The sequence below is a fragment of the Marinobacter sp. MA genome, assembly GCF_048298425.1.
Lineage (GTDB): Bacteria > Pseudomonadota > Gammaproteobacteria > Pseudomonadales > Oleiphilaceae > Marinobacter > Marinobacter salsuginis.
On record NZ_CP103059.1, the window covers coordinates 1 to 11,911 of the forward strand.

11 protein-coding genes are annotated in these 11,911 nt (G+C 51.9%); 9 read left to right on the plus strand and 2 right to left on the minus strand.

The window, feature by feature from the left end; genetic code table 11:
* Nucleotides 1-1,229 precede the first annotated feature (1,229 nt).
* The 4 genes from NUW46_RS19745 to NUW46_RS19760 all read left to right on the plus strand — a co-directional run bounded on the left by NUW46_RS19745 (nt 1,230) and on the right by NUW46_RS19760 (nt 4,503).
* Nucleotides 1,230-1,364: a hypothetical protein gene (locus tag NUW46_RS19745; protein ID WP_418142074.1), complete on the plus strand. Its 135-nt coding sequence runs from the start codon at nt 1,230-1,232 to the stop codon at nt 1,362-1,364.
* Between the two features lie 364 nt (nt 1,365-1,728).
* Nucleotides 1,729-2,145, plus strand: a complete 417-nt coding sequence (locus tag NUW46_RS19750) for an antirestriction protein (RefSeq protein WP_099620077.1) — start codon at nt 1,729-1,731, stop codon at nt 2,143-2,145.
* A gap of 80 nt (nt 2,146-2,225) precedes the next feature.
* The gene (locus tag NUW46_RS19755) at nt 2,226-2,483 is read left to right on the plus strand and encodes a hypothetical protein (protein WP_099620076.1); all 258 of its coding nucleotides are present in this window, start codon (nt 2,226-2,228) and stop codon (nt 2,481-2,483) included.
* A gap of 1,153 nt (nt 2,484-3,636) precedes the next feature.
* Nucleotides 3,637-4,503 (plus strand): ArdC family protein, encoded by an 867-nt coding sequence (locus NUW46_RS19760; RefSeq protein ID WP_099619974.1) that lies wholly within the window; start codon nt 3,637-3,639, stop codon nt 4,501-4,503.
* Nucleotides 4,504-4,590: 87 nt separating this feature from the next.
* Here the strand turns inward: NUW46_RS19760 and NUW46_RS19765 are convergent, their stop codons facing one another.
* Nucleotides 4,591-4,872 (minus strand): hypothetical protein, encoded by a 282-nt coding sequence (locus NUW46_RS19765; protein WP_099619975.1) that lies wholly within the window; start codon nt 4,870-4,872, stop codon nt 4,591-4,593.
* A gap of 303 nt (nt 4,873-5,175) precedes the next feature.
* On the opposite strand from NUW46_RS19765, the gene NUW46_RS19770 reads away from it, so the two are divergent.
* Genes NUW46_RS19770 through NUW46_RS19790 form a run of 5 tightly spaced genes read left to right on the plus strand, consistent with a single transcriptional unit; the run spans nt 5,176 to nt 10,928 of the window.
* Nucleotides 5,176-5,457 (plus strand): hypothetical protein, encoded by a 282-nt coding sequence (locus NUW46_RS19770; RefSeq protein WP_091643682.1) that lies wholly within the window; start codon nt 5,176-5,178, stop codon nt 5,455-5,457.
* Nucleotides 5,458-7,293 carry a type IV conjugative transfer system coupling protein TraD gene (gene traD, locus NUW46_RS19775; protein ID WP_099619976.1) on the plus strand — a complete coding sequence of 612 codons (1,836 nt, stop codon included), beginning with the start codon at nt 5,458-5,460 and terminating at the stop codon, nt 7,291-7,293.
* Complete coding sequence (mobF, locus tag NUW46_RS19780; RefSeq protein WP_418142075.1) at nt 7,293-10,082, plus strand: MobF family relaxase; 2,790 nt, start codon at nt 7,293-7,295, stop codon at nt 10,080-10,082. The genes traD and mobF overlap by 1 nt, the downstream gene beginning before the upstream one ends.
* 11 nt (nt 10,083-10,093) lie before the next feature.
* Complete coding sequence (locus tag NUW46_RS19785; RefSeq protein WP_418142076.1) at nt 10,094-10,558, plus strand: hypothetical protein; 465 nt, start codon at nt 10,094-10,096, stop codon at nt 10,556-10,558.
* A 4-nt stretch (nt 10,559-10,562) separates the two neighbouring features.
* Complete coding sequence (locus tag NUW46_RS19790) at nt 10,563-10,928, plus strand: hypothetical protein (RefSeq protein ID WP_091643671.1); 366 nt, start codon at nt 10,563-10,565, stop codon at nt 10,926-10,928.
* Here the strand turns inward: NUW46_RS19790 and NUW46_RS19795 are convergent, their stop codons facing one another.
* Nucleotides 10,929-11,909 (minus strand): S49 family peptidase, encoded by a 981-nt coding sequence (locus tag NUW46_RS19795; protein WP_418142077.1) that lies wholly within the window; start codon nt 11,907-11,909, stop codon nt 10,929-10,931.
* Nucleotides 11,910-11,911: the final 2 nt, after the last annotated feature.

An 11,911-nucleotide genomic window follows, 5' to 3' on the forward strand; every position in this document is an offset into this window, starting at 1 on the left:
GAATCAAAAGGTTGGCTACCGCCGCAGATGCGACCTGAAGCTGTGGAGGGTTGATTCTGTCCCTGGGCCGGAGGTTAAGAGACTTCCGGCCCTTTCTTAATCATTCACATGGGAAGTTTGTCATTAGAGCGAAAATCATCACCATTTCAGCTACAGCATCATCGCCATTCCCATTCTCTCAGCTTCCTCCAAAAGTCATCTTTGTAATCAATGGAACCAAAATTCATGGTCTCTGGAAGGCAAAAAAGACTTTCTCCAAAACGTTGCTCCATTACGCCGTCGGTGTACATGATGCCCGTTGTAAACCAAGCATGTACGACTTGTAGGCTGGATCCCTGCGATCTGAGTTTTCTAATTCCTTCAGCGTTACCAATTGTCACATCGCGCTCTCGCAGGAAGAGCGGTAAGCAGTAGGGTCAAAACTAGAGTAATTCTGGAGCATTAGCACTCACCCTCTTGATTTAACAGATTGGCCCTATTGCAGAAACAGCCGCAAAATGGGCGCGGCAGTATAATTCAAAGTTGCAGTCGTTAAGGTGGCTGCGTGCTGGGATAAATAACCAGGCGCGCCCTTCGGGCCGGGCTTCTCCGAGGTTTGCTATTCGCTCATCCGCGTTGCGGGACTAGCGCCTTCCGTATCCCTCGCGCTTCCGACCTCCGGCCGGTAAAGGATCCCCGCTGATCGCGGGGCCTGAAGTCGGATCAACAGACGCTTCGCGACTGTTAAGACGATCCTCCAGGAGCAGTGGCTGTGCCACACTGCTCTAAAAGCAAAAGTGAAGTGCGCTTCCCGCAGATCGATCCCGACCCCCATCAACCTTTATGCACCCTCAGACACCAGGACGACCCTCACAAGGTCTACTCGCTGCGCTGCGTTCCACCTTGCAAGGCTCGCCCCGGCGTCTGCTTCGACGGGTGCGGTTGATGGGCGGTCGGGATCTCCGACGAGGCAGGGGCCTGGTCAGCATTCACCAACGATGCGGCGGCGGTACGCTGAATCTAAGTCGGGCTCTGCCCGATCCCGGCGGCATCCGGACAATCAAGATCATCACAGAGCGCGGTGCAAGCGTTTTCTAAGATCAATTCGGGTTCTAGGGGGGTGTTCTGATCACTGAAAGATATACAAAAAGAGTGACGATAAAACGGAAATAATGGTATTATTATCATGCACTTAGGGAATATTCTAAGCGCCACGCTCGCCGGTGTTACGAGGCGATGGAGTAAGAAAAATGAAAACCAAGCTGCAACTAGCCAAGTGCGGAAAATGGATTATCGCCGTATTGCTTTTGGCTACCGTCTTGGGTTCCGAGGTTGATTTCCGTTTTGTGTCCAAGGATTGGACGCTGGAACTTCATATCAAGTAACCCTTAGGGGGCCGAAGTCTGGCCCCCACTTTCTCAGGGAGAGGTATCGTGAAAGATGAACTGAAAGCGGTCGGGATCGCGTTTCTGGTTGCCGGTACAGCCTTCGTTGCGACGAGTCGAGTGGACTTTAGGGCATCGGTAGCTAAACCCAGCTATCTGCATTTGGAGTGGCCCAGGAGCATGAGCAACCCGTTAATCACATTAGTGGCTGGAAAGATTCCGGCTCAAAGATAAAATTAGGGCTTTAAATGTTGCATTAAAAGTTGACAAAAGGCGACCTATAAACGATAATTTCAGAGTGGTCAGCAGTTGCTGCCCCCCGTGTTTCGCCGGCGGTTTCGAGGCGAGTTAGGAGATTCCCACCATGAGTGCAACCGCACCCTGTTTGTCCAGCGCTTCGGCGTCTGTTTTCAAATTCCGCAAAGCGGCTTTTCCACACTATTTGAGCGCGTACCGCGCTGAGATTGAGCAAACCGTTTTCTCGGTAATGGCTGAGTGGCAGCCGCAATTTCGTGGTGCCCAGTGGCTTTATCTTGCCACCAACTCCGCTGGCTTTTTCATGGAGCCGGTGATCAACGAGCGCCTCAAATTATTCAACCCTCGGAACCTGGTAGCTGTACGCGCAGATGCGACGACCGCAGGCATGGCGTTGTCGTTGGTAGCGTTTACCCGCCTTGCGTGTTTCACCGGTGATCCCGTGTTTTACACGGCTTATAACCGATTGTGGCTAGACGCCATGGATTCGGAACACGCCAAAGACATCAAGCGGTTGATCGCTTAACCGAACTGCTACCCGTCACGTTACCCGTGGCGGGTAAGCACAAAAATTATGGGTTACCCGTGGCGGGTAAGGAGCTACACATGGACACGTTGATCTATTTGCGCAGTGCGGCCGATCTGGCGATGTACGACGAGTTTGAACTGGTAACAGTGACCGGTGGAGGGGTGCATTCTCATTCAGTGTTTGGTATCGCCGGAAAACGCCGTGACAGTCTGGGTGATTTTGTCACACGTCGCCACGCTGTTCTGTTTGCAGATTTGTGTGAGAGCACGCGAGATCTAAGGCGCAGCATGGGTGAGATGAGATTGCTCGGGAGGGATCGCCATGCGTCTCTATGATCATCGAGCACGAGCCGTGGTGCGGGCATTTTCAAAGCGAAAGCCGATTCGGCTGGGACCAATGACGGGCAGGCAGTTTCGGGACCTGGTTATTCACATCCAAAAACGTAAGGAAACAGCAGCATGAGTTTACTAGGGAAAGAGGTAAGGTTTACCGCTCAGTTTTTGAGGGATACCGGCCAACACGTTGGGGATTGGCCCTTGAAACGTGGAACCGTAGTGAGGGAGCTACCACTATCGGAAGGGAAGTCTCTGGTCACGGTCGATGATGCTGCGTTCGGGGAATGGAAAGCTCACAGTGCTAACGTCGAGGTGGTTAAGAACTGCCGAAATGCAGCGAGAGAAAATCGATTGCCTGGTTGTCTGGATGAAGGCGCTCAAGCATAACGGGAAACCGAGGAATGGTGTTTCGGTCGGGAACCGATTGGTTTTCGGCCGGCCTTCTTAGTTGGGTGATGAACGCCTGGGCGCGCCCTTCGGGGCGGGCTTCTCCGGGTTCGCTATTCGCTCATCCCGCCGTTGGCGGGACTGACGCCCTCCGTATCCCTCGCGCTTCCGACCTCCGGCCGGTAAAGGATCCCCGCTGATCGCGGGGCCCCTGAAGTCGGATCAACAGACGCTTCGCGACTGTTAAGACGATCCTCCAGGAGCGAGTGGCTGTGCCACACGCTCTAAAAGCAGGGTGAAGTGCTTCCCGCAGATCGATCCCGACCCCCCATCAACCTTTATGCACCCTCAGACACCAGGACGACCCTCACAAGGTCTACTCGCTGCGCTACGTTCCACCTTGCAAGGCTCGCCCCGGCGTCTGCTTCGACGGGTGCGGTTGATGGGCGGTCGGGATCTCACGACAGGGCAGGGGCCTGGTCAGCATTCACCAACGATGCGGCGGCGAAGCCGCGCTGAATCTAAGTCGGGCTCTGCCCGATCCCGGCGGCATCCGGACAATCAAGATCATCACACTGCAAAAGACAAGTCTGGCGTTAGACGAAGATGCACAAAGAGGGCTGATTTATATGGGTTTTTATTCTTTGAAAGGTATACAAAGAGATTGACATACAGGGAAGGAAAACCGATAATAATCACATGGTCAGCGGGGTGCTGGCCTCCGGGTTCGCCGCCGGTTATCGAGGCGAGTTAGGAGATTCCCACGATGGCAAAGCGCGACCTCTATCAAGAAATCACTTCAGAATTTTTGGCAGCCCTGAAAGAAGGTGTTAAGCCCTGGGTTTGTCCATGGACATCAAACGGATCTTTTGCCATGCCGGTAAACGGTACGACTGGCAAGCCGTACAACGGTATGAACGTTCTTCTGTTAGCCATGCGCGCACGCGCTGAAGGCTACCGATCAAACCAGTGGATGACCTTCCAGCAGGGCAAGCAGCAAGGCGCTTTTGTCCGTAAAGGTGAGAAGGGCACAACCTGTATTTTCTTTAAGCCGATGGAGAAAGAGAACAGCGACACCGGCGAGAAAGAATCCTATGCCGTGATGAAGGCTTTCACGGTATTCAATCGCGAACAGTTTGAAGGCTTTGAAACACCTGAGGTTGAGCCGACCTGGGCTCCCATCGAAGATGCAGAAGCGATCTGTGAGGCGTTTCCGATCGAGACTCGCCATGGTGGCGATCAGGCCTGCTATATCCCAAGCCTCGACATCATCAGAATGCCAACCCGTGAACAGTTCGCTAAGGGCGAGGATTACTATTGCACACGCCTGCATGAAATGGTTCACGCGACTGGTCACAAAAGCCGCCTGAATCGGGAATTGGTCGGTAAGTTTGGCTCTGACGCGTACGCCTTTGAGGAGCTGGTCGCCGAGTTGGGTAGCTGGATGATGTGCAGCCGGATTGGTCTACAGGGTGATTTGCAGCACAAGAGCTATCTGGCGCACTGGATCCGAATCCTGGACTTTGACAAGAAAGCCCTTTTCAAAGCGGCCACGTTGGCACAGAAGGCACACGATTTGTGTTTTGAGTACCTGGCAGCCCATGAAAGCGAAAGGGAGGACCAAGCCGCCTGAGAGGGCAAACAATGAAGGGCCGCGAGGCCCTTTTTTTGTGTCTGGATTTTGAGCTGGGCGTGGCCACCTGGACGGCGGCCACGCCGATCAAAGCGTTTCCGTCGATTGCTCAGTGTTAGAGGATCCGAACGCGTTGTTCGACTCTTTCTCCACCGTCTTCTTTAACCTGGTTAATTCCTTCTCACCTTTGTCGACAGCTTCCTCAATGGCGTCTCTGATTAAAACAGAAAGATCAAACGATAGTTCGTCGTCAATTTCCTGGATCTGATCGCGTAGCTTATCGGCTCGGAGTTTGAGCGAGCGTGGAACCTTGGCTGAGACGGTTACCGTATCCTCGCGTGACTTAATAAATACTGACTGTTTTGCCATTTCGAACTCTCCTGGTCTACCTGTGGTTTACCGTTGGTTTACTGATAAAGATCCCGGTGCCTAAAACACCAGGATGGAGCAGGGGATTGGACCTCAGCGACGCGGTCGCCTTGGTTTCGTCACACCCTACGCAGCTGACGCTGCTTTACTCTATCCCTTGTGGCACAAGGGATAGAGCGCATACGCCCTGTGGGCGATGCGGTATGCGCCTCCGAGTACGGGCCCTGATTTCAGTAGTGCTGGCGCGCATACGCTCTTTATACTAGTATATGAATAAATATAAAGCTATAAGGAGCTATAGCCGTGAGAGCTGTTTCAATTCGGGTGTCGGAAGAAACGATCGCATTCGTTAAACAGGAAACAAAAAAACGAGGGATCGCCACTGAGGCGGAAATGTGGCGCATCTTGATTGAGCGGGGTGTCGCTGCCAGCGAGGGTACCCAGGCGCAGATCGACGCGCTTATAAAGATTGGGGTCCAATCCCTATGTCTTACACAGAGGTTCGCGGGTGCTCAAAACGAAAGCTTGATTGCTGAGGCGCGAGAGGATGCTCGCTCAATGCTTGATCGGATGGGGATGATCTAGATGAGTATTTTCAGGGGCTCCAACATCGGTAACTTCACGCGCGGTGGCCAGACAACCATCCATTACTTGCGCATGATCTGGCAGGTTGTCGTCCAATTCTCCAGGCTCTGTTTGATCTTATTTGTACTGGCGATTGCGACGACCTATTGGGTCAAAACGACGCCCCTTGAGCGCTCATTGGCAGTCGGTTACATCGAAGCCTATGTGAAATATGAAGGGCTGAAGATTGACGATGCGACCGTATCTGTTACCTACCCCGACGGTCGTAGCCGGACTATTCCGGCGGTGGGTTTCCTGCGGAACCAGGAAATTCATCGAGTGCTAGATCGAAGCACACATGCTCTGGCCTTTGGCGTGGTGTTTGGGTTTCTGGCATTGGCGGTTTTTGGTTTTGTGGCCTGGCGATTCCTCAATAGCACTGGTGAGGACTTTGCCAACGAGGAATTTGTTCGTGGCGGGAAGCTAGTCGATTCAAAGGAGCTGACAAAAGCGATAAAGCGCACGACGAAAACAGGCGGAATGACCGTCGCGAATATACCGATCCCCAAGGATTCAGAGCCGGCTCACTTTTTGATTGTGGGTGCGCCAGGGACAGGCAAATCTGTCACCTATAAAGAAATGGCGGAGGTTATTCGGAAACGGGGTGAGCGTGCGATTTTCTACGACCCATCCGGCGAAATGGTCGAGAACTTCTATCGCGAAGGGCATGACGTGATCTTGAGTCCGTTTGACGCCAGGGGGCGTGCTTGGGACATCTGGACCGAGTGTAAAGAGGATTATGAGTTTGATCAGCTGGCGACCTCGTTCATTCCTGATCAGAAGTCTAACGATCCTTTCTGGGCTACCGCCGCGCGGATTGTTTTTGCAGCTATGGCTCGAAAGCTGGCAACCCATCCCCAGCGATCAAATAAGTTGCTAGTGGACAAAATTCTGAATGCCGATATGGAGGAAATTATCGGCTTTTTGAAAGGCACAGAAGGCGCGTCAATTCTGTCTGAAGGTGCTGAGAAAATGGCGTCATCCGTTCGAGCGGTTATGGCCACTTACATCAGACCGCTGAAGTACCTCCAGGATAATGGGCCGACGTTTTCTATCAAGGAATGGGTGCGCAACGACGATGGTGATCAGTGGGTTTTTATCACTCGAAAAGACGACCAAAAGGACGTTGTTAAGCCGCTAATAACCGCGTGGTTGGATACTGCATCATCTGCGATTTTGAGTATGGAACCATGCAGGGACCGGAGGATCTGGTTGCTGATCGATGAGCTGCCAAGCTTGAACAGGCTTCCCACGATTACGGACACACTGGCGCAGTCCAGGAAGTTCGGTGGATGCGGGGTATTGGGAGTCCAGAGCTACCCCCAATTGGTGTCGATCTATGGTCGCGACGAAGCCGACACACTGGCCGGCATGTGTTCGACCTGGGCTGTATTTCGGTTCAACGAAGAGCGATCGGCCAAGTGGGCCAGTCTTGGTTTAGGAAGCATCGAACAATTGGAGACTAATGAAGGCATTTCTTACGGCGTAAATGACATTCGTGATGGTGTTTCGTTGAATCGTCAGCGTCATGTTCGTCCCATTGTTCTGCCCACGGAGATCCAGTTTTTGCCAGATCTGGTGGGCTATTTAAAGCTTGGGCGTTCGTTCCCGGTGGCACAGTTCAAACTTAAGCGAAAGCCGCTGAAGAAAATTGCCGAGGGCTTCATCCACCGCGATTTGAAGGGTGATCTTCTTGAAGCGGTCGAAGCCGCTCCGGAGGCGAAGGATGGGAATTCAGAGGCGACTGCACCTGTTGAGTCGAAGAAAAATGATTACGTCGACGGAGCGCTGTTCTGATGTTGTCGATTAAGGCGCTCGGGAGCGCGAAACAGGCTGGTTCCTATTACAAGGATGCGGATTACTACGGCAAAAATGAAAACGGCGAGAAAGAGGTAATTCCCAGCGAATGGGTAGGTAAGGGAGCCGCCTTAATGGGCCTGGAAGGGCCGGTGGACATTAAGGTATTTCAGCAAGCATTGGAGGGCCGGTTGCCAACTGGAGACACGCTGGGGCGGTCGGACGGGAAAGGTGGCTTGGAACATAAACCAGGTTGGGATTTTACGTTTTCAGCTCCTAAATCCGTTTCGATTATGGCGCTGATGGGAGGTGATGAGCGGCTGATGGCCGCTCATAAAGAAGCGGTCAAATCGGCTGTCGGTTACATAGAAGATAGGCTGGTTGGAGCCCGGAATACCTCAGAAGGGGTTTCGCAGTTTGTACGCACTGAAAACCTCGCTGCGGCGACATTTACGCACACGACCAGTAGGGCGCTGGATCCTCAATTGCATACGCATAGCGTGATACTGAACGCTACGCTGAGGAATGATGGTCAGTGGCGATCCATCGAAAGCAGGAAAATGTACGATCCGAATGTGGCTGCAGGACAGGTATACCGATCTGAACTTGCCATGAAAGCCCAGGAGCTCGGTTACACAATTGAGCGCGGCAAGAACGGCACATTTGAGCTTCAAGAGGTGTCTCAGGAGCTTCGAGATCTTTATTCCAAGCGGCGAAAGGATATTGAGGCTGCCGCAAAGGAAAGGGGTCTGGAGGGTGCCAAAGCCATGGATAGGGCATCATTAATGACGCGCGATTCGAAGCAGTCGACGACAGAGGATGTATTGCAGGAACGGTGGCGGAGCGAGCTTCAAGAAGCTCGTTTGACGGTTCCTACCATCCCCGAGGCGCGGCCAAGTGCTGAAAGGGACAGTCCTGACCGCGCTAAAGACGACGCGATTTTTGCTTATAAGAAATTGGCGGAACGTGAGGCCGTTTTCTCAGAAGGTGAACTGGTCAAGATGACCCTTGCGTGGGGCGTAGGCAACCACAGTATTAAGGACGTAGAACAGGCATTACGCAGCCTGAAGCAGGAAAAAGTCCTGCTTCACGCCACTGGGGTTTCGCGGGATGAGGCGTATCTCACCACCCCCCAAGCTCTAAAGAAAGAGCGGTATATCGTAGATCTGGTGAAGACTGGCCAAAATGAATTAAAGCCGATATCCGGCAAAGGAGCGGTCAAGGAATACGGACAATCTTTGGGTTTCACCAGAGGTCAGATGGAGGGTGCAACAACCATCTTGAGTGGGAAAGATAGGGTCGTTGGCGTTCAAGGTTATGCCGGTACTGGTAAGACCTACATGCTATCTGCGGTGCGCGAGGTCGCAGAGGGGAAGGGATACTCGGTCCGTGGTTTTGCCCCAACAGGATCGGCAAGCGATTCGCTAATGGAAGGCTCTGGGATTCGGAGTCAAACGCTTGCCAGCCACCTCTACGCATTGGCGCGGGAAGAGGAAGGGAAGGGCGGAAAGGGACTGGATCAGAAAAAGCTCTGGATTGTCGATGAAGGCTCTCTGGTAAACGCTAATCAAATGGCTGATCTGCTCACCTACGCTCGAAAGGAAGGTGCCCGAGTTGCGTTGGTTGGTGACCACGCGCAGATCGGTTCAGTTGAGTGGGGTAAACCGTTCGCGCAGCTCGTAAGAGGCGGCATGAAGACGGCTCAGATGACTGAAATCCAGCGGCAGAAGAACAATCCGATTCTTCTGCAAGCAGTGAAAGATGCGATGGTTGGTCAAGTTGCCAAAGCAATGAAGAACGTCGCGGGGCGGATTCACGAAGACCCGAATCGTGAAACTTTGGTGACACAAGTGATTGATGACTATGCCGGTATAACCGCCAGGGACCGCTCAGACACACTTTTGATGGTTCCGGATAATGAAACGCGGGCTGTTGTGAATCAGGGCATCCGAGAGAAGCTGCAACAATCTGGCGACCTGGGGAAAGATAAAGCCGAATTAAAGGCGTTGGTGAGTCTGGGGCTTACAAGGGTAGAAAAAGGAAGTTCACGGGGCTACCAGAAAGGTGATTTGGTTCAGTTTGCGAGGGATTTTAAAACCATTGGGGTTGAACGAAATGAATTGGTCAAAGTCCTTCGTGTTGACGGCGAAAAGGTAATATTTGCTAACAAGGACGGTCAGGAAGTTGAGTGGCGACCTGATAAAGTTGCTGGTCGTGCCAAGCATGGGGTCGAGGTTTATCGTGAAGAAGATAAGCGCCTGGCAGAGGGTGATCGCATAAGGTGGACCAAGACTGACAAGGACCGGGATCTTAAGAACGGTGCAAAGGGGGAAATTGAGCGGATCGATGGGTCAACGGCCATAATAAAATTTCAGGATGGGCGTCGAATCTCGCTGGACCTGAAAGAGGATAAACATTGGGACCATGCTTATGCCTCAACAATTGTTTCTGCCCAGGGGCAGACCTACAAATCCGCAATGGCATTGGCAGAAAGTTGGCGGCGCAACCTCGTTAATCAGAAATCATTCTATGTTGGATTGTCCAGGGCTAAAGAAGATGCTCGGATTTATACCGACGATAGAGCCAAGCTCACCAAAGGTATTGAAGAGCGTACCGGCGAGAAAACGAGTGCCTTGGAAGGTCGCAACGTGAGCGTCGAGAAAATGTTTGCTGCTGATGGCCTGGTGAAAGAAACCAGGATGGAGAAGGTTGCTCAAAAAGTTAAGGATGTCTTCGATAAGACGTTTGGAAAGGCCAAGAATAGTCCGGATAAAGGAATGTCGCTTTAGGAGGATGGAGCATGTTTTACACAATAGGGTTTATGAAAAGTGTCGTCGCGCCGACGCTTGGTATGGCGTTTTGGGCTTGGTTTGTAACCGAAGCTGTGGTTTTTCCTGAGCTGAGCGTAAATGAGGCGGCTATAGCGGGTATTTTAATGGCAGTGCCTTTGGCCGTGGTGTTTGGGGTATTCTGTCACTTCGCCCGGGGCATATTGCGTGCAGTGGGTGTGGTTGCGGCTGTGATCGCCATCCTTTTTTTCACACCAGGGCTTTCTTCAGATAATAATCCAGATTTTATGCTGGCAGATATGCACCTGGTCTTGCCGCCGATGATGATGGTTATTTTTACTGGCTTTTTTGGATTTTGCTTCTGGCCAGTGATTTACCCTAGAGAAATCCTAGCGATACAAGGTGACATCGTTAGAGGTGGAGTGCAGGTAGCATTAGAAGACTCCAATGGAAACACGGGAAAACACAGGAGATAAGGATATGCCAAAGAAAATTGCGCGATGGGTGGCGTGTGTGACTCTGCTCATTGGCACTTCTCAAGTATCGGGACAACAACCTACGAGATCTTCTGATGGGGTCTACGATGTGCGGACCATAAAGGAAGTTACCAGCATTACCAAGCTCAACCAGGTCTGTTTGGAGGGGCTTGCCGGTGCGAGTCGTGAGATTTCATTAGTGGATCAACAGCGGTGTGCTTGTGTTGTGTATGAGCTCGGGGAGCTCATTAGTTACGGTGAGTACAAAGAAATCGAAAAAAATATCCTTTATGGTCGTGAGTGGAAATCGACTAATGCTATGGAAAGGGTAAAGCCCCACTTACGTGAGGCTTGTAATTGGCAAGGGTGATTAGAGGCGTGGTATCGAATTTGTAGCGCTGTTTAGAATGTTCAGCGTGGCATCTTCCAGCCAAGCCTCAGCCACTCTTGGCAGCTTTGAAAATAAGCCTGGTTTCTGCGTGTAATCTAGCGCATGTTGCGCTCCAAATTCTTGTTCAAGAACGCCATGATAGGTTTCGATTCCATCTACTAATCCCAGCTCTACAGCTTCGTGTCCTGTCCAATAATCCCCGGTAAACAGATTCTGATCGCTAGTTAGCTTGTCAGCGCGAGAATCCTTCACTACTGAGATAAATTGCTGATGTATGTCGTTCAGCACGGATTGAACCTTTTGAAGGTCTTCTGGATCAGTTTCAAGGAAAGGGTCCAGTCTGCGCTTATTTTCACCGGCAACAACGGTGCGGGCATGAACGCCAACCTTATCAGCAAGATCTTTGAATCCAAACGACTGCTGAAACACGCCAATCGACCCTGTGAGAGTTGAAGGGTTCACGAATATTTTGTCGGCTGCGACTGCGACCATATAGGCGCCTGAAGTGAGCATATCATCACCCAGAACGACCAGACGCTTGCCAGTCTCTTCCTTTAAGTCCTGCAGATATTTGTAGAGCTTATGCGATTGGACAGGCGTGCCTCCCGGCGAATTAATGACCAAAAGAACGCCTTTAGCGTCCTTGTCGTGAAACGCCTGGTAAAGGTGGTTCTCTATTTGCTGGAACGAAGTTGGCTTGCCTGCTTCGATAGGTCCGTCCAGGCGCACGAGTGAGACGTATTTGCCGTCTTTTGGAATTGTGGTGCCCCCAACAATCCCTGTGCTGTAGAGCACGTTGATTGCGAATATGGACACAATCACCAGAACGAACGCAAAGGTTCGCCAGTTCGCACTACGCCGCGTCTTTCGAGTCTCTGTCATTATTGCATCGGCGAACGCCCGTTGCTGTTGCGTAAAGGCCTCAATCAAGGTCTGTTCCGTGCTTTTTTGCGGTTCCATAT